Origin of the sequence: Xanthomonas sp. LMG 12460, from assembly GCF_009192895.1 — a bacterium.
GTDB lineage: Bacteria > Pseudomonadota > Gammaproteobacteria > Xanthomonadales > Xanthomonadaceae > Xanthomonas_A > Xanthomonas_A sontii.
Genome location: NZ_NKUH01000066.1, coordinates 1 through 17,426 on the forward strand (window position 1 = coordinate 1; position 17,426 = coordinate 17,426).

The window sequence follows — 17,426 nt, forward strand, 5'->3', positions numbered from 1 at the left end:
CGTCCGAGTGAGCCGCCCATTGTAGCGGACTTTTTGTTTCCGTCAACACCTCATTTCGAGGCGGTTGACGCTGGTTCGTCTTCAAACCCGAGGGCTTTTCGCCGAACCGAGCCGCCCATCATAGCGGCTTTTTTCTTGCCGTCAACACCTTTTTGATCAGGTGGTTGACGCCGCTTCTTCGTCCAAACCCGAAGGCTTTTCCTCGAAGCGAGCCGGCCATATTAGCCGACTTTTTCACTTCGTCAACACCTTTTTGAAGAGGTTTTTGACGCCCTTGCCGCGTTGCCGTGAAGGCGTTGCGTCAGGGGAGGGAAAGTATGGCCCCAAATCGGGCGCTTGGGAAGAGGGCGTGAAAACTTTTTTCACTCTCCCGTCGCGGGAGCCCTGTCAGCCCCACCTGCCTTACCGCGCACGCTATTCGGTGAGCGCTGCTTCGCGGCCACTCCCTATATATAGAGAGCAGGCAGCGCCGCACCACCGTCGCCCGATTGCCTGCGCGGCAACCGGGCGGACGATCTCATGCCGCGATGAGCTGTACCCGGGCGAACGTCCGCTTGCCGACCTGCAGGACGCCCTCGAAGCCAGGCGCGAAACTCTGTTGCGGATCTTCCACCACCTCGCCAGCCACGCGCACCGCCCGCTCCTTGAGCTTGCGGCTTGCCTCGGAGTTGCTGGCGGTCAGCCCCGCAGCGGTAAGCAGCGCGGCGATCCGCAGGCCTTCCGCCGGCACGGCGACCTGCTGCAGCGGCAAGGCGCTGGTGTCGCCCTGCCCGGTCACCACGGCGTGCCAGCCGACGATGGCCTGCTCGGCGGCGGCGGCATCGTGGAAGCGGGTGGTCAATTCGCGCGCCAGGCGCAACTTCACTTCACGCGGATGCAGACTGCCGGCCTGCACCTGCTGGCGCAGCGCCTGCGCTTCGTTCACGCCGATATCGAAGGACAGCAGTTCGATCCAGCGCCACATCAGCTCGTCGCCGATCTTCATGGTCTTGGTGACGATGTCGATCGCCGGTTCGCTGATGCCGATGTAGTTGCCCAGCGACTTGGACATCTTGTTGACCCCGTCCAGGCCCTCCAGCAGCGGCATGGTCAGCACGATCTGCGCCGGCTGCCCGTAGTGCTCCTGCAGGCCGCGGCCCATCAGCAGGTTGAACTTCTGGTCGGTGCCGCCCAGCTCGACGTCGGCCTTCAGCGCCACCGAGTCGTAGCCCTGCACCAGCGGGTACAGGAACTCGTGGATGGCAATGGACTGCTGCGCCGCGTAGCGCTTGGCGAAGTCGTCGCGCTCGAGCATGCGCGCCACGGTGTGCTGGCCGGCCAGCCGGATCATGTCGGCCGCGCTCATCTGCCCGAACCATTCGGAGTTGAAGCGGACCTCGGTGCGCTCCCGGTCCAGCACCTTGAACACCTGCTCCTCGTAGGTGCGGGCGTTGGCCAGCACGTCCTCGCGGGTCAGCGGCTTGCGGGTGACGTTCTTGCCGGTGGGGTCGCCGATCATCCCGGTGAAGTCGCCGATCAGGAAGATCACCTGGTGTCCCAGGTCCTGGAACTGGCGCATCTTGTTCAACAGCACGGTGTGACCGATGTGCAGGTCCGGCGCGGTGGGATCGAAGCCGGCCTTGATCCGCAGCGGGCGGCCGCTGCGCAGGCGGGCCTCCAGTTCTTCACGCTTGAGGATTTCGTCGGCACCGCGGCCGATCAGGACAAGGGACTCTTCGATCGTGGACAAAACAGTAACTCCGGCGAATGGCGTCAACAAACGTGAATGGCGTTAAGAGCGAGTTAACCGTGCAGCCAGGTGAAAATTCGAGCCGGCTCAATGGTTTGACGCGCTGTGGAACGATGTTTATGGTAGCCGAGTTTTGAGCTCGCGCTTCGGGCTCGTGAGGAAGCCTTGATGCCCAACAGTGATCAGGAACGCGCGCGCCGGCAGCGGTTCCAGCAACGCCTTCACGTTCTCCACGACACTGCGCTGCATCGCAAGTTGAAGGAACATCTTCCCGCCGGCCGCTGGACGCGCCGCCACTGGATCCACGCCAGCCTGTTCGCCACCATCGGCGCGATGGTCGCCACGATCGTCCCGGGCTTTTCCAACGCCATCGACGTGCCGCTGCAGACCACGCAGGCGACGCTGGCGCTGCCGTTGCCGCCGATCTCGCTGGCGCAGCAACAGCAGGCGGCGATCACCGACAACTGGCAGGTGGTGCGGATCGAGTCCGGGCAGACCCTGGGCTCGGTGTTCGAGAAGCTCGGCATCCCCGCCACGGTGATGCAACGGGTGCTGGACCATCCGGGCACCCATGACGCGCTGACCAAGCTGCGTCCAGGCGCCGAGATCGGCTTCGACCTGGCGACGACGGGCGATCTGCGCGCTCTGCGCTTCGACCGCGATGCCACCCACCGGGTGGAACTGTCGCTGCTGGACGACGACATCAAGGAAAAGGTGATCGAGCGCGAGACCAGCACGCACACCGTGGTCACCAGCGGCGAAATCACCAGCTCGCTGTACGTGGCCGCACGCAAGGCCGGGCTGTCGCCGTCGGCGATCGCGACGATGACCGACGAGATCTTCAAGTACGACATCGACTTCGACAAGGACCTGCAGCCGGGCGACCGCTTCAGCGTGGTCATGGACGAGACCTGGCGCGAAGGCGAGCGCATCGACACCAGCAAGATCCTGGCGGCGACCTTCACCACCCGCGGCAAGACCTACAGCGGCTTCCGCTTCGAGCGCGGCGGCAAGCCGGCCGAATATTTCGACGTGACCGGGCGGCCGCTGAAGAAGAGCTTCATCCGCATGCCGGTGTCCTACAGCCGCATCAGCTCCACTTTCGGCGCGCGCAAGCACCCGGTGCTGGGCACCATGCGCATGCACAAGGGCATCGACTACGCGGCGCCGACCGGCACCCCGATCATGGCCGCCGGCGACGCGCGGGTGCAGTTCGTCGGCACCCAGCGCGGCTACGGCAACGTCGTCATCCTGGATCACGGCAAGGGCTACAGCACGCTGTACGGACACATGTCGCGCTTCGGCGGGATCAAGGCCGGCCAGCGCATCAACCAGGGCACGGTGATCGGCTACGTCGGCATGACCGGCATGGCCACCGGTCCGCACCTGCACTACGAATTCCGCGTGGACGGGGTGCAGCGCAATCCGGCCTCGGTGACGATGCCGCCGCCGACCCCGCTGGCCGGCGCCGAACTGGCCGCGTTCCGTGCGCAGACCTCGCCGGCGCTGGCACGCATCCAGCGCGTGGAGAAGCTGATCTACGCCGATGCCGGCGAGCCGGGGGCGAAGAAGAAGAAGGTCGTCGCCTCGTCCAAGGCCGCCACGTCGCACGACGCCGGCTGAGCACCGGCAGCCGGTTTCGCCGCGCCGCGCATTGACGGGCGGCGGCGCCTGGCCCACGCTGCGGCGCCGACCGCCGCCTGGTGTCTTGCATGCCCTCGCCTTCCGCCGTTCCCGACGACGCCCTGTTCCTGGGCCTGATGTCCGGCACCAGCGCCGACGGCATCGATGCCGCGCTGGTGCGCTTCGACCACGCTGGACGCCCGCAGCTGCAGCTGGGCCGCACCTATGCGTGGGCGCTGCAGCAGCGCGCGGCGCTGATCGCGCTGGGCGAAGGCGGCGACATCGCCTCGCTGGACGCGCTGGGCCAGCTTGATGCCGAGGTCGCGATCGCCTTCGCCGAGGCGGCGCTGCGCCTGCTCGACGACGCCGGGGTGGCGCCGGCCGCGGTCCGCGCGATCGGGTCGCACGGGCAGACCGTGCGCCACCGCCCGCTGGCCGACCCCGCCTTCACCTGGCAGCTCGGCGACGGCAACCGCATCGCCGAACTGACCGGCATCGCCACGGTCTGCGACTTCCGCCGCCGCGACGTCGCCGCCGGCGGCCATGGCGCACCACTGATGCCGGCCTTCCATGCGGCGATGCTGGGGGCGGCGCACGAGGACCGGGCCGTGCTCAACCTCGGCGGCATCGGCAACCTGACCTTGCTGCCGGCCCACGGCGCGGTGCGCGGGTTCGACACCGGCCCGGCCAACGCGCTGCTCGATGCCTGGTGCCAACGCCATCGCGGCCAGCCCTACGATGCGGGCGGCGCGTTCGCCGCCAGCGGCGCGGTCGACGCCGACCTGTTGCAGCGCTTGCTGGCCGATCCCTGGTTCGCGCTGCCGCCGCCCAAGAGCACCGGGCGCGAGCAGTTCCACCTGCGCTGGCTGGAGGCCTGCCTGGACACCCCGGCGCCGGCGCCGGCCGCGGTGCAGGCGACGCTGCTGGAACTGACCGCGGCCACCGTCGCCGACGCGCTGCTGGCGCGGCAGCCGGCGACCCGGCAGTTGCTGGTGTGCGGCGGCGGCGTGCACAACCCGCTGTTGCTGGCGCGGCTGCAGGCGCGCTTGCCGGGGGTGCAGGTGCACTCGACCCAGGCACAGGGCCTGGACCCGGACTACATCGAAGCGATGGGCTTCGCCTGGCTGGCCCGGCAGACCCTGGCCGGGCTGCCGGGCAACCTGCCGTCGGTCAGCGGCGCGCGCGGGCCGCGCATCCTCGGCGCGATCCACCCCGCGTAAGCGAGGCGTCGGGATTCAGAAGCCGCTGCCGGCCGGCAGCGCGCGCAAGGCCGCGATCGCCTCCGAGAGCGCATCCACCTCGCGGTGCTCGAACCCGCTGCGCACGTCGTGCTCGCTGGAGAACAGGCCCTGCTCGATCAGCGCCAGCACCGCCTGGCGCTGGGTCCAGCCGCGCGCGACGGCGATGCGGCGAATGCGTTCGAGCAGGAACGGGTCGATATCGCGCAACACAAGGTCGCTCATGCGGACTCCCGGGCGGCGGCGCACGCGTGCGCCGTTGCCCATCATCCCCGTCCGGGGACGGCCTTTCAATCGCTGGGCGGCAATGGCTGTGAGGGAGTTGCGGATACGCGCCTCGTACACACGCGGCTGCTATGGCCGAGAAACCCAGCGGTCAGGGTGTTTTCTGCCAGGCATCTCCCCTCATTCGTGGCTCACGCCAGATGAGCCAGATGATCATCGGTAACGCAAGGATGCCAATCGCAGCGGTATAGACAAAGAACGGAGGATAGCCCCAGGCGTCCACGATCTTGCCCCATTGACTGGCGATCGACTTGGCGGGAAGGCTCCACAGGGTTCCGAACAGAGCGTATTGCGTCGCCGTGTAGTTCGGACTGGTCAGCGATGACATGTAAGCGATGAAGGCCGTCCCGGCGATACCGTTGGCCACGTTGTCGGCGCTGATCGCAGTCGCCAGCCAGGCGATCCCAGGGTGGATGCTGGCGATATGCGCGTAGATCAGGTTGGCGCCACTAAGCAGGACCAATCCGATCAGCAACGTCCGCGCTATGCCGTAACGACGGACCAGGATGCCTGCCAGAAAAGCGCCGACGATCGTCATGAGGATCCCATAGACCTTGGAGACCAATGCGATCTGTTCCAGCGTAAACCCCATGTCCAGATAGAACGTATTGGCCGCAACGCCCATCGTGGTGTAGTTGAGTCGGTAGGTGATCACCAGGGAAAGGGACAAGATGCCCACCTTCCAGCCCATCCGCGCGAAGAAATCGACGAACGGGCAGATCACGGCACCGATGCACCAAGCAACCGTCGCTCTGATCCACGCCGGCCAACGCTGCGCGCGCGTGCGGAACGCCTCCACCATGGGTTCGACCGGACGTATTGGACCGCTGGTGCCCGTCATGGGTTCGGCAATGCAGAGCGTCGTGACAAGACCGACCAATCCGCAGACCGCCATGATCAGGTAGGACGCCTTCCAGCCCAGTTCTGCCGCCAAGGTCAGGGCACCGGCGCCGGTACAGATCAGCGCCAACTGGTAGCCAGCCTGATAGGCGGCGACCATCGCGCCTTGCGTATCGGCCTGAGCCGCCTCGATTCGATAGGCGTCCACGACAATGTCCTGGGTTGCCGCGGCGAAAGCAGTGCAGACGGCAAGCAATGCCACCGCGCGCGCGTCCAGCGCGGGATTGGCCAGCGCGAGTGCGACCAGGCCGGCAACGACGCCGATCTGTGCAACCAGCATCCAGCTACGCCGCCGACCAAGTCGCGAGAGAACCGGGATCGGCAGACGGTCCACGATCGGCGACCAGAAGTACTTCAACGAGTACGCCAGCCCGACCAGACTGAAGTAGCCGATGGTGGTCCGGTCGATGCCGGCCTGGCGCAGACGCGCCGACAGCGTGGTCAGCACCAATGCGAACGGCAGCCCCGAGGAAAATCCCAGAAACAGCATCGCCCGCACCCGCGGGTTGGCGTATACGTCCAGCGACCGCCACCAAGCGCCCAGTGCTCCGATCACGTGCGGTAGTCCACCGTGAACGGCGCGTGGTCGGAGAAGCGCTGCGCGGTATAGATCGAACAGCCCTGCAGGCGCTCGCGCAGGGTCGGGGTGACGAACTGGTAGTCGATGCGCCAACCGACGTCGTTGGCGCGTGCCGCGCCGCGGTTGCTCCACCAAGTGTAGTCCTGGCCGTCCGGATGCAGCGCGCGGTAGGCGTCGACCCAGCCGCGGCCGCTGGCCGCATCGGCCTCGTCGGCGCGGTCGGCGCACAGGCCGTTGAGCCAGTCGCGCTCGGCCGGCAGGCAGCCGGAGTTCTTCTGGTTCGACTTCCAGTTCTTGATGTCCAGCGCCGAGCGCACGATGTTCCAGTCGCCGCACAGCACGTAGTCGCGGCCGCTGTGCAGCCACTCCACCAGGATCGGCCGCAGCCAGTCCATGACCTGGAACTTGTAGCCCTGGCGCAGTTCTCCGGAGGACCCGGAAGGAATGTAGAAGGACACCACGCTCAGGTTGCCGAAGCGCGCCTCGATGTAGCGGCCCTCCTCGTCGAACTCGGGCCAGCCCAGCGCGGTCCGCACCTCGTCCGGCTCGCGCTTGCTGTAGATGGCCACGCCGCTGTAGCCCTTCTTGATGCTGGCGTCGCGGAACCAGACCCGGTAGCCGTCCGGCAGAAACGCCGGCCCGGCCAGCTGATGCTCCTGCGCCTTGGTCTCCTGCACGCACAGCACATCCGCCTGCTGGGTGGCGAACCACTCGAAAAAGCCCTTGGTGGCGGCCGACCGCAGGCCGTTGGCGTTGAAGCTGATGATGCGCATTGAGGAGCCGGGAATGGGGAAAGGGGAATAGGGAATGGTGAAAAGCATAGCGGTTGTTCCGTCTTCGCGGTCCTGCTGGGGTACGCTTTATCGATTCCCTATTCCCGTTTCCCCATTCCCGGCCCCCCAATGACCGACTACCGGCACCGTTTCCTGCAACTGGCCCTGGACGTGGAGGCGCTGCGCTTCGGCGAGTTCACGCTGAAGTCCGGACGCCTCAGCCCCTATTTCTTCAACGCCGGGCGCTTCGACTCCGGTGCCAGCATGGCGCGGCTGGCGGCGTGCTACGCCGATGCGGCCGACGCCGCCGGGCTCGACTTCGACCTGCTGTTCGGCCCTGCCTACAAGGGCATTCCGCTGGCGACGGCGGTGGCCTGCGAGTACGCGCGGCGCGGGCGCGATTTGCCGCTGGCGTTCAACCGCAAGGAAGCCAAGGCGCACGGCGAAGGCGGCAGCCTGATCGGCGCGCCGCTGGCCGGCCGCCGGGTGCTGATCGTGGACGACGTGATCACCGCCGGCACCGCGATCCGCGAGGCGCTGGGCATCATCCGCGCCGCCGGCGGCGAACCGGCCGCGATCCTGGTCGCGCTGGACCGCCAGGAGATCGCCGCCGAGGACGACCGCCGCTCGGCGGCGCAGGCAGTGGCCGCAGAAGCCGGCGTTCCTGTGGTCTCGGTCGCGCATCTGGGCGACCTGCTTGCATTCATCGACGGAAACGCAGACCTTGTCGGCTTCCGCGAACCGCTGCTGGCCTACCGGGCCCGCTACGGTTGCGCTTCGTCTGGCTGACAGCAGGGGGCTGCCACGATGCCGATCCGATCACGCACCCGCGTCCTGCCGGCCGTGTTGGCGCTGCTGGCCTTGCCGGTCGCCGCGCAACAGGCGTCGGCGCCGTCCAAGAAGCTGTACTGCTGGAACCAGGGCGGCCAACGTACCTGCAGCGATGCGTTGCCGCCGGAAGCGGTGAACCAGGCACGCGACGAGTTCAACGCCACCAGCGGCATGCGCAGCGCCGAGGTCGGGCGTGCGCTCAATGCCGAGGAACGCGCCGCGGCCGCGGCCGATGCCGCGCAGCAGCGCGCCGACCAGGCCGCGCTGGAGACGCGCAAGCGCACCGACCAGGCGATGCTGCTGTCGTACCAGACCGAGGACGAACTGCGCCGGGTGTTCGCCGAGCGCATCGGCATTGTCGACAACAACATCAACACCGCCCGCTACAACGTCGACAGCCTGCGCCAGGGTCTGATCGGCCTGCTGTCCGGCGCCGGCGCGCGCGAACTGGCCGGGCAGAGCGTGCCGGCCAAGACCGCCGACGACGTGCAGCAGCGGCACCGCGCCCTGCTGTGGCAACTGCGCATGCAGAAGAACTTCGAACAGCAGCGGCTCGGCTTGGATCAGGAAATCGAGGACGTGCTGCAGCGCTATCGCGCGGCCCGGGGCAACGGCCCGGCACAGTCCGCGACCACCGCCGGCGGCTGAGCCGTCGCACACGCCGGCGCCCGGACCAGACCGGGCGCGCGACGCCGCCTCAGAAGGTCGGCGCCAGGCCCGGCAGCATGGCCTGCAGCTGTGCGCGGAACAGCGCCTTGATCCGCTCCAGCGCCGCCGCGTTGTCGGCTTCGAAGCGCAGCACCAGCACTGGCGTGGTGTTGGAGGCGCGCACCAGGCCCCAGCCATCCGGGAAGTCGGCGCGCAGCCCGTCGATGGTCAGCAGCCGCGCGCCGGCGAACGGCGAGCCCTCCTGCTGCGCCTGGGCGACCAGCTCGGCGACCAGCGCATGCGCGTCCTGCCCGTCCACCGGCAGCTTGATCTCCGGCGTGGCCACGCTGTCGGGCAGTTCGGCCAGCACCTCCGACGGCGATTCCTCGCGCTGGGCCAGGATCTCCAGCAATCGCGCCGCCGCGTACAGGCCGTCGTCGAAGCCGTACCAGCGCTCCTTGAAGAAGAAGTGGCCGCTCATCTCGCCGGCCAGTTCGGCGTCGGTCTCGCGCATCTTCGCCTTGATCAGCGAATGCCCGGTCTTCCAGACCAGCGGGCTGCCGCCGTTGCGCAGCACGTAGTCGGACAACTTGCCGGTGCACTTGACGTCGTAGATCACCAGCGCACCGGGATTGCGTTGCAGCACGTCGGCGGCGAACAGCATCAGCAGGCGGTCCGGGTAGATCACCGTGCCTTCCTTGGTGACCACGCCGAGGCGGTCGGCGTCGCCGTCGAAGGCCACGCCGAGGTCGGCGTCGAAGCGCCGCACCGTCTGCACCAGATCCTCAAGGTTGTGCGGCTCGCTGGGATCGGGATGGTGGTTGGGGAAGGTGCCGTCGACGTCGCAATACAGCGGCACGACCTCGGCACCGATCGCTTCCAGCAGGCGCGGCGCCAGTTCGCCACCGACGCCGTTGCCGGCATCGGCCACCACCTTGAGCGGGCGGTCCAGCTGCACGTCGTCGGCGATGCGCTGGATGTAGTCGTCGCCGACATCGCGCTGCTGCAGCCGGCCCGGCTCCTCGGCCGTGGGCAGGCGGCCGGCGCTGATCCGCGCGTACAGGTCGGCGATGGCGGCGCCGGACAGGGTCTCGCCGCCGACCACGATCTTGAAGCCGTTGTAGTCGGCGGGGTTGTGGCTGCCGGTCACCGCCACGCAGCTGCCGGCGCGCAGGTGGTAGGCGGCGAAGTAGACCACCGGGGTCGGCGCCAGGCCGATGTCGGTGACATGGCAGCCGGCGCGGCGCAGGCCTTCGATCAGTGCGGCCGACAGCTCCGGCCCGGACAGGCGGCCATCGCGGCCGACCACCACCTCGTTGAGCCCCTGCTCCTGCATCACCGCGCCGATCGCCTGGCCGATCAGCGCGGCGACCTGCGGGCTGAGGTCGCGGCCGACCACGCCGCGGATGTCGTAGGCGCGGAAGATCTCCGGCGCCACCGTGAACGCCGGCACCGGCTTGGCCGGCGCGGCATCCTCGGTGGCAGACGGCGGCGGCGGGGGCAGCTCCTGGCGTTGCAGGCTCTGCTGCAGGGTGTGTTCTTCGGCCACCGCCGGGCCGGCGCGGCGCACCCGCGGCTGCGGCAGGCGCCCGCGCGCGGCCAGCAACAACAGCGCGCCCAGCACCAGGCACAGGCCGGCGACCAGCAGGCAGGGCAGTGCGCCCAGCCCCAGCGGACCGGCTTCGGTATCCGGCAGCGAGGCGACCATGCGCAGGCCGCTGTCGCCGACCGGGCGCGACATCGCGTCGGCGCGATCGTGCAGCGCATTGTCGCCGGCGGCGATCACGTCGTAGCCGCCCTGGCGCAGGGCCAGATAGCCGGTGCCCGGCACCGATGCCTGCGCGACCGGGTCGGTCAGCAGCGCCAGTGGCAGGCGCAGATACACCACTCCGGCGTTGCCGCCCAGCGAGACCGGCGCGGCCAGGCCCAGCCGCGGGCCGCCGCCGTCGCGGATCACCGCGCTGGCGAGCTTGCCGGTCATCAGGGCCTTCTCCAGCAGCGCCAGGCGGCCGTAGCCGAAGTGCGCCGCATCGGTGTAGCCAGGCTCCAGGTCGGCCGGCAGCACCTGCGCGTCCTCGGCCTGCGCCCAGTCCGCACGCAGCGCCTGGGCGGCGGCCGCGGCGTCGCCGCGGCGCAGGGCCGCCTGCACGGCCGGCTGCTGCAGACGTTCGGACAGGCGTTTGCCCACGCCCGCCAGCGCCTGCTGGGTCTGCGTCACCGCGGCATCGCGCGCCTGCTCCAGGGTGGCGGCGGCCTGCTCGGCGCGCCATTGCTCGACCCCGCTCCAGCCGAACCAGACCACCAACAGCACCAGCAGCACCGTCAGCAGAGGCGCCACCTTGCGCAAACCCTGCGGCACCGGCCGCGCTTGTGTTGCCTCGCTCATGCAGACGATCCCCTGTCAGCGCACTCCGGTATGGCCGAATCCACCCGTTCCCCTGGCGCTGTCGGCGAAAGTATCCACCACCTGCAGGGCGACACGCACGACCGGCATCACCACCAACTGCGCGATGCGGTCGCCGGGGGCGATGGTGAAGTCCTCGCGGCCGCGATTCCAGACGCTGATCAGCAGCGGCCCCTGGTAATCGGCGTCGATCAGGCCGGTGCCGTTGCCGAGCACGATGCCGTGGCGGTGGCCCAGGCCCGAGCGCGGCAGCACCACCGCGCACAGCTGCGGATCGGCGATGTAGATGGACAGGCCGCTGGGGATCAGCGCGGTGTCGCCCGGCGCCAGGGTCAGCGGCGCCTCGGTGGCCGCGCGCAGGTCGAGCCCGGCGCTGGCTTCGGTGGCGTAGTCGGGCAGCGGCCAGCTGTCGCCGAAGCGCGGATCCAGCAGCTTCACCTGCAGCGGATAGGGCGTGGGAGTGCTCATGCGTGCAGCCTCTGCGCGATCAGGTCCAGCAGTTGTTCGGCCAGCTGCGTCTTGGAGACCGCCGGGAAGTCGCGTTCGCCATCCTGCCAATAGGCGGTGGCCGCGTTCTGGTCGCTCTCGAAGCCGTTGCCGGCCACCCCCACCCGGTTGGCCACGATCAGGTCCAGGTGCTTGTCGGCGAGTTTGCCACGGGCATAGCGCTCGATGTCGTGGGTCTCGGCGGCGAAGCCGACCACCAGCTTCAGCGCCTGGGTCTGCGCGGCGACCTCGGCCAGGATGTCCGGAGTGCGGGTCAGTTCGAGGGTGAGCGTCTCGCCGCTCTTCTTGATCTTCTGCGCCGCCACCTGTTTTGGCGTGTAATCGGCGACCGCGGCGGTGCCGATATAGATGTCCGCCGGCAGCGCGCCGAGCACCGCCTCGCGCATCTGCGCGGCCGAGCGCACATCGATGCGCTGCACGCCGTCGGGCGTAGACAAATGCACCGGGCCGCTGACCAGCACCACCTCGGCGCCTTGCCGGACCGCGGCCGCGGCCAGCGCATAGCCCATCTTGCCGCTGCTGCGGTTGCCCAGGTAGCGCACCGGATCCAGGTCTTCGTAGGTGGGGCCGGCACTGATCACCACGCGCAGGCCGCGCAGGGCGGCAGTGCCGGTGCCAGCGCCGGAACGCGCCGGGAAGGCGGCCGCGGCCGGCTTGGCCGACGCGGCGCTCTGGTCGGTGCGCGCAACGAGCGCGGCGACGATCTGCTCCGGTTCGGCCAGGCGACCGGGGCCGGACTCGCCTTCGGCCAGCGGGCCATCGTTCGGGCCGACCACCTGTGCGCCGCGCGCGCGCAGGGTGGCGATGTTGGCCTGGGTGGCCGGATGCAGCCACATGCGGTGGTTCATCGCCGGGCACACGGTGAGCGGTGCGGTGCTGGCCAGGCACAGCGTGCCCACCAGATCGTCGGCCAGCCCGTGCGCCAGGCGCGCCAGCAGGTCGGCAGTGGCCGGGGCCACCACCACCTGCTCGGCCCAGCGGGCCAGTTCCAGGTGACCCATCGCCTGCTCGGCGCCGCTGTCCCACAGCGTGGTGCGGGTGAGATGGCCGGACAGCGCCTGGAAGCTCAGCGGGGTGACGAACTGCTGCGCGCCGGCGGTCATCGCCACCTGCACCTCGGCGCCGGCGTCGCGCAGGCGCCGCACCAGTTCCAGCGCCTTGTAGGCGGCGATTCCCCCGCCGACGCACAACAGCACACGTCGCCCCGGCAGGGGCCTCTCGAAAATCGCGGTCACGTCGGGAATGTCCTACCCATACAAGGACGATTAGCTTACCCGATGGTTTTTGGCGGCCTGATACCGTTGCGCCATGTCGGCCGGCACCCTGGCGATATGCACATCTCCGACTGGCCCTGCGAAGAACGTCCCCGGGAAAAGCTGCTGGCACGCGGTCCCCGGGCCCTTTCCGACGCCGAACTGCTGGCGATCTTTCTCGGCTCCGGCCTGCCCGGCAGCGACGCGGTACGCACCTCGCGCGACCTGCTGCAGCGGCACGGGCCGTTGCGCACGCTGCTGGACCGATCGCCCGGCGACCTGGTGCGCCTGCCCGGGCTGGGCCCGGCGCGGGCCTGCCAGCTGTCGGCGGCGCTGGAACTGGGCCAGCGCCACCTGGCCGCGGAACTGCAGCGCGGCGACACCCTCAGCAATCCGATCACCGCCGGCCGCTACTTCGCGCAGCGCCTGCGGGCGCGGCCGTACGAGGTGTTCGCCGCGCTGTTCCTGGACACCCGGCACCGCTGGCTGGCGTTCGAGGAACTGTTCCAGGGCACGCTGGACGGCGCCGAGGTGCATCCGCGCGAGGTGGTGCGGCGTGCGCTCACGCTCAACGCCGCCGCGGTGATCATCGGCCACAATCACCCGTCCGGAAACCCGGAACCCTCGCCCGCCGACCGCGCCGTCACCGACCGGCTGAAACAGGCGCTGGACCTGATCGACGTGCGCCTGCTCGACCACTTCATCGTCGGCGACGGCGTGCCTGTCTCGATGGCATCGCGCGGCTGGGCCTGAACCGAGGCGGCGGCCGGGCGTGCCATGTCGCGGGACGCCGATCCCGGCGAGGCCGGCCCCGGGCCACGCCGGCGGTCAGCCGGCCAAGCCCCAGGGGCGCAGGCGCGTGCTGGTCGCGGCGTCGCGGCTGAGGTCGGGCTGAACCCGGGACGGGCCGGGAGGCGGCGGGTCGGGTAAAATCGCCGGTTCCGCGCTTCAAGCAGAGATCTCGTGAAATCCCAACTCCGCGCCCTGATCGGTCAAGGCATCGAAGCCTTGCGCGCCAATGGCACCCTGCCGGCCGACACCCTGCCGCCGGACTTCGTGGTCGAGCGGCCCAAGACCCGCGAGCACGGCGACTTCGCCACCAACGCGGCGATGCTGCTGGCCAAGGCCGCGCGCACCAATCCGCGCGCCCTCGCCCAGCAGCTGGTGGACGCGCTGCCGGCCAACGACGACGTCAGCAAGGTCGAGATCGCCGGCCCCGGCTTCATCAATTTCCATCTCGGTCCCGGCGCCTACCAGCGCGAGGTGCTGGCGGTGCTCAAGCAAGGCGAGGACTACGGCCGCAGCCTGGTCGGCAACGGCCGCACCGTGGGTGTGGAGTACGTCTCGGCCAACCCGACCGGGCCGCTGCACGTCGGCCACGGCCGCGCGGCGGCCATCGGCGACTGCCTGGCGCGCCTGCTCGAGGCCAACGGCTGGAACGCCAAGCGCGAGTTCTACTACAACGACGGCGGCAACCAGATCGAGAACCTGGCGCGCTCGGTGCAGGCGCGCGCTTTGGGCAAGACGCCCGACAGCCCCGACTGGCCGGAAGAAGGCTACCGCGGCGACTACATCCAGGACGTGGCCGACGCCTACATGGCCGGCGCTGCGGTCGACCTGGAAGGCCATGTGGTCACCGGCGCCAAGGATCCGCAGGACCTCGATGCGATCCGCCGCTTCGCCGTGGCCTATCTGCGCAACGAGCAGAACCACGACCTGGCCGCGTTCGGCGTGGATTTCGACATCTACTTCCTGGAAAGCTCGCTGTACCGCGACGGCAAGGTCGAGGAGGCGGTGCAGAAGCTGATCACCTCCGGCCATACCTACGAAGAGGGCGGCGCGCTGTGGCTGAAATCCACCGATTTCGGCGACGACAAGGACCGCGTGATGCGCAAGTCCGACGGCAGCTACACCTACTTCGTGCCGGACGTGGCCTACCACCTGAGCAAGTGGCAGCGCGGCTACGTGCGCGCCATCACCGAACTGGGCGCCGACCACCACGGCTCGCTGGCGCGCGTGCGTGCCGGCCTGCAGGCGATGGACCTGGGCATCCCCAAGGGTTGGCCGGAGTACGTGCTGCACCAGATGGTCACGGTGATGCGCGGCGGCGAGGAAGTGAAGCTGTCCAAGCGCGCCGGCAGCTACCTGACCCTGCGCGACCTGATCGAGGAAGCCGGCCGCGACGCCACGCGCTGGTTCCTGATCGCGCGCAAGCCCGATTCCCAGCTCACCTTCGACATCGACCTGGCGCGCCAGCAGAGCAACGACAACCCGGTGTTCTACGTGCAGTACGCGCATGCCCGGGTGTGCAGCCTGCTGCGCCAGGCGCAGGAGAAGAAGCTGGACTACGACCAGGCCGATGGCCAGGCGCAACTGAACCGGCTCAGCGACGCGACCTCGCTGGAACTGATGCAGGAACTCTCGCGCTACCCGGAAGTGGTGGAGAATGCGGGGCATGCGCTGGAGCCGCATCTGATCGCGCAATACCTGCGCGAACTGGCGACGGCCTTCCACACCTGGTACCACGGCACCCCGGTGCTGGTGGACGACGCCGGCGAACGCAACGCCAAGCTGACCCTGGCGGTGGCGGCGCAGCAGGTGCTGGCGAACGGTCTGAATCTCCTGGGCGTCTCGGCCCCGGAAAAAATGTGAGTGGAGAAGCGGTAAATGGCAGCACGACGCGGTAAGACCCAGGCCCGGCGCAACAGCGGCAACGGCACGCCCGGGTGGGTGTGGCTGATCGCCGGCGCGGCGATCGCCGCGGTGGTGTTCCTCGGCGCGCCAGGGCTGTTCAAGAAGGACGGCGACTTCCTGCGCGTGGGCGGCCCGCGCGCCAATCCGGATGCGCAACCGGCGCCGGTGGCCGATGCCGACGTCGATGCGGCCCCGGACCTGCCCAAGCCCGCCGCCAACGCGGCCGGCAGCACCAAGCCGGAAGCGAAGAAGGACGCGCAGACCCAGTACGACTTCTACACCCTGCTGCCCGGCAAGGAAGTGCAGATGTCCGACGCCGAACTGGCCGCCAGCGCGCGCGCCGAGGCCATTCGCCAGGCCAAGGCGCAGGCCGCTGCAGGCACGGCCGCCACCGGCACCACTCCGGCCGCGGTCGCCACCGCACCGACCGCGACGGCGGCCAACCCGACCCCGCTGCCGGAGACGCCGAGCGCGGCCGCCAGCGCCCCCGCCGCCGCCAAACCGGCGGCCACCACGGCAACGCCGGCCGCGACCACCGCACCGGCGACTGCCGCGGCGGCGGCCGCGCCCGACAACGCCCGCTACATCCTGCAGGCCGGCTCGTTCGGCGCCTCCGGCGACGCCGAGTCGACCAAGGCCAAGCTGGCGATGCTGGGCCTGTCGGCGCGCGTGGAATCGGCGCAGATCAGCGGCAAGACCGTCTACCGCGTGCGCATGGGGCCCTACGGCACCGCCAGCGAACTGGCCGAGGCCAAGCAGAAGTTGAATGGCAGCGGGCTGTCGGCGATCGCGATCAAGGCTCAGTAGAGCCGGGATTGGGGAATCGGGATTGGGGAATGGGTGAAGCGGCCTTCTTGCCGTTTCACCTGTACGTGCGCGGATGCGATGTCGCTGCTGACATTGGGCCGCGCTGGCCCCGATATGACGTTGCAGTTCCACGACGGCGTGCTGCCGGCGACTAAGTAAAAGACTTAGTCGCCAGGGAATTTGAAATGGGGACGCGAGCACGTCCCGTTCCGCGCGACGAGGCTTGAAGACGCTTCGGATCCGCGCGCTGTCGCGCCGCGCTGGCCCGTCTCAATCATCGAAGCCGACTTCCCCCGCGGGCACACGCGCTGTCGACGCGCGCGACCGGGTTTTGCTTTTACCATTCCCGATTCCCCACTCCCCATTCCCGGCCCTCAAATGACTCAGACCGCCCTGATCACCGGCGCCACCTCCGGTTTCGGCGCTGCCGCCGTGCGCCGCTTCGTCGATGCCGGCTGGCGCGTGATCGCCACCGGCCGCCGCGCCGAGCGCCTGCAGCCGCTGCTGGACGCCTTCGGCGCCGAGCGCGTGCACATCGCCGCCTTCGACATCCGCGACACCGACGCGCTGGACGCGATGCTGGCGGCGCTGCCCGAGGCGTTCCGCGGCATCGACCTGCTGGTCAACAACGCTGGCCTGGCCCAGGGCACCGCGCCGGCGCAGGCCGCGCAACTGGACGACTGGCGCACGATGATCGACACCAACGTCACCGCGCTGGTGACGCTGACCCATCGCCTGCTGCCGACGCTGATCCAGCGCCGCGGCGCGATCATCAACATCAGCTCGGTCGCCGCGCTGTATCCCTACCCCGGCGGCAACACCTACGGCGGCACCAAGGCCTTCGTCAGCCAATTCTCGCTGGGCCTGCGCTCGGATCTGCATGGCACCGGCGTGCGCGTCACCGCGATCGAACCCGGCATGGCCGAGACCGAGTTCACCCTGGTCCGCACCCATGGCGACCAGAAGGCCTCGGACACGCTCTACCAGGGTGCGCAGCCGATGACCGCCGAGGACATCGCCGAACAGATCTTCTGGGTGGCGACGCTGCCGCCGCATCTGAACATCAATCGATTGGAAATCATGCCGGTGACGCAGTCCTTCGCCGGCTTCCAGGTCGCGCGGCAACCGGCCTGAACGGCCGCGGGGCCGCTCCG

General features: G+C 69.3%; 15 protein-coding genes. 8 read left to right on the top strand and 7 right to left on the bottom strand.

The genetic code is table 11. The features are described from left to right. Positions 1-517: 517 nt before the first annotated feature. Positions 518-1,729, bottom strand: coding sequence for a tyrosine--tRNA ligase (tyrS, locus tag CEK66_RS13790; protein WP_152181180.1), 1,212 nt, complete (start codon positions 1,727-1,729; stop codon positions 518-520). Positions 1,730-1,897: 168 nt separating this feature from the next. On the opposite strand from tyrS, the gene CEK66_RS13795 reads away from it, so the two are divergent. Both CEK66_RS13795 and CEK66_RS13800 read left to right on the top strand, forming a co-directional pair. After that, the gene (locus CEK66_RS13795; RefSeq protein WP_152237288.1) at positions 1,898-3,352 is read left to right on the top strand and encodes a peptidoglycan DD-metalloendopeptidase family protein; all 1,455 of its coding nucleotides are present in this window, start codon (positions 1,898-1,900) and stop codon (positions 3,350-3,352) included. A gap of 89 nt (positions 3,353-3,441) precedes the next feature. Then, positions 3,442-4,572, top strand: coding sequence for an anhydro-N-acetylmuramic acid kinase (locus CEK66_RS13800; protein ID WP_152237289.1), 1,131 nt, complete (start codon positions 3,442-3,444; stop codon positions 4,570-4,572). A gap of 15 nt (positions 4,573-4,587) precedes the next feature. On the opposite strand, the gene CEK66_RS13805 is transcribed toward CEK66_RS13800, so the two are convergent. From CEK66_RS13805 to CEK66_RS13815, 3 genes are all read right to left on the bottom strand, one after another. After that, a complete protein-coding gene (locus CEK66_RS13805) occupies positions 4,588-4,815 on the bottom strand; it encodes a hypothetical protein (RefSeq protein ID WP_026143529.1) in 228 nt (75 codons plus the stop codon). A 151-nt stretch (positions 4,816-4,966) separates the two neighbouring features. Beyond that, the gene (locus CEK66_RS13810) at positions 4,967-6,331 is read right to left on the bottom strand and encodes an MFS transporter (protein WP_152237290.1); all 1,365 of its coding nucleotides are present in this window, start codon (positions 6,329-6,331) and stop codon (positions 4,967-4,969) included. Continuing rightward, entirely contained in the window at positions 6,328-7,128 is an 801-nt protein-coding gene (locus tag CEK66_RS13815; protein WP_152237313.1) for an exodeoxyribonuclease III, read from the bottom strand. Before CEK66_RS13815 ends, CEK66_RS13810 begins: the two co-directional genes overlap by 4 nt. 129 nt (positions 7,129-7,257) lie before the next feature. Here CEK66_RS13815 and pyrE point away from each other — a divergent pair, with 129 nt between their 5' ends. Next, positions 7,258-7,917 (top strand): orotate phosphoribosyltransferase, encoded by a 660-nt coding sequence (gene pyrE, locus CEK66_RS13820; RefSeq protein WP_017907592.1) that lies wholly within the window; start codon positions 7,258-7,260, stop codon positions 7,915-7,917. Positions 7,918-7,935: 18 nt separating this feature from the next. Beyond that, positions 7,936-8,607: a hypothetical protein gene (locus tag CEK66_RS13825; protein WP_193312657.1), complete on the top strand. Its 672-nt coding sequence runs from the start codon at positions 7,936-7,938 to the stop codon at positions 8,605-8,607. Positions 8,608-8,656: 49 nt separating this feature from the next. On the opposite strand, the gene CEK66_RS13830 is transcribed toward CEK66_RS13825, so the two are convergent. The 3 genes from CEK66_RS13830 to coaBC are packed head-to-tail and all read right to left on the bottom strand — an operon-like array spanning position 8,657 to position 12,753. Further along, positions 8,657-10,993, bottom strand: a complete 2,337-nt coding sequence (locus tag CEK66_RS13830; protein ID WP_152237291.1) for a phosphomannomutase/phosphoglucomutase — start codon at positions 10,991-10,993, stop codon at positions 8,657-8,659. A 15-nt stretch (positions 10,994-11,008) separates the two neighbouring features. Further along, complete coding sequence (gene dut / locus CEK66_RS13835; protein WP_017907877.1) at positions 11,009-11,479, bottom strand: dUTP diphosphatase; 471 nt, start codon at positions 11,477-11,479, stop codon at positions 11,009-11,011. Beyond that, positions 11,476-12,753, bottom strand: a complete 1,278-nt coding sequence (gene coaBC / locus CEK66_RS13840) for a bifunctional phosphopantothenoylcysteine decarboxylase/phosphopantothenate--cysteine ligase CoaBC (protein WP_193312658.1) — start codon at positions 12,751-12,753, stop codon at positions 11,476-11,478. The genes dut and coaBC overlap by 4 nt, the downstream gene beginning before the upstream one ends. A gap of 96 nt (positions 12,754-12,849) precedes the next feature. On the opposite strand from coaBC, the gene radC reads away from it, so the two are divergent. The 4 genes from radC to CEK66_RS13860 all read left to right on the top strand — a co-directional run bounded on the left by radC (position 12,850) and on the right by CEK66_RS13860 (position 17,406). Continuing rightward, positions 12,850-13,524 carry a DNA repair protein RadC gene (gene radC, locus CEK66_RS13845; protein ID WP_152237292.1) on the top strand — a complete coding sequence of 225 codons (675 nt, stop codon included), beginning with the start codon at positions 12,850-12,852 and terminating at the stop codon, positions 13,522-13,524. Between the two features lie 210 nt (positions 13,525-13,734). Continuing rightward, positions 13,735-15,423: an arginine--tRNA ligase gene (gene argS / locus CEK66_RS13850; RefSeq protein WP_017907880.1), complete on the top strand. Its 1,689-nt coding sequence runs from the start codon at positions 13,735-13,737 to the stop codon at positions 15,421-15,423. A 15-nt stretch (positions 15,424-15,438) separates the two neighbouring features. Next, the gene (locus tag CEK66_RS13855) at positions 15,439-16,272 is read left to right on the top strand and encodes an SPOR domain-containing protein (protein ID WP_152181185.1); all 834 of its coding nucleotides are present in this window, start codon (positions 15,439-15,441) and stop codon (positions 16,270-16,272) included. 378 nt (positions 16,273-16,650) lie between these two features. Further along, a complete protein-coding gene (locus CEK66_RS13860; RefSeq protein WP_010341843.1) occupies positions 16,651-17,406 on the top strand; it encodes an SDR family NAD(P)-dependent oxidoreductase in 756 nt (251 codons plus the stop codon). The last annotated feature ends 20 nt before the right edge of the window (positions 17,407-17,426 follow it).

Bases quoted from the DNA above. Each gene is read 5' to 3' on its own strand.
- CEK66_RS13795 (WP_152237288.1), top strand. From the start codon at position 1,898: ATGCCCAACAGTGATCAGGAACGCGCGCGCCGGCAGCGGTTCCAGCAA.
- CEK66_RS13800 (WP_152237289.1), top strand. From the start codon at position 3,442: ATGCCCTCGCCTTCCGCCGTTCCCGACGACGCCCTGTTCCTGGGCCTG.
- CEK66_RS13805 (WP_026143529.1), bottom strand. From the start codon at position 4,815: ATGAGCGACCTTGTGTTGCGCGATATCGACCCGTTCCTGCTCGAACGC.
- CEK66_RS13815 (WP_152237313.1), bottom strand. From the start codon at position 7,128: ATGCGCATCATCAGCTTCAACGCCAACGGCCTGCGGTCGGCCGCCACC.
- pyrE (WP_017907592.1), top strand. From the start codon at position 7,258: ATGACCGACTACCGGCACCGTTTCCTGCAACTGGCCCTGGACGTGGAG.
- CEK66_RS13825 (WP_193312657.1), top strand. From the start codon at position 7,936: ATGCCGATCCGATCACGCACCCGCGTCCTGCCGGCCGTGTTGGCGCTG.
- CEK66_RS13830 (WP_152237291.1), bottom strand. From the start codon at position 10,993: ATGAGCGAGGCAACACAAGCGCGGCCGGTGCCGCAGGGTTTGCGCAAG.
- dut (WP_017907877.1), bottom strand. From the start codon at position 11,479: ATGAGCACTCCCACGCCCTATCCGCTGCAGGTGAAGCTGCTGGATCCG.
- radC (WP_152237292.1), top strand. From the start codon at position 12,850: ATGCACATCTCCGACTGGCCCTGCGAAGAACGTCCCCGGGAAAAGCTG.
- CEK66_RS13855 (WP_152181185.1), top strand. From the start codon at position 15,439: ATGGCAGCACGACGCGGTAAGACCCAGGCCCGGCGCAACAGCGGCAAC.
- CEK66_RS13860 (WP_010341843.1), top strand. From the start codon at position 16,651: ATGACTCAGACCGCCCTGATCACCGGCGCCACCTCCGGTTTCGGCGCT.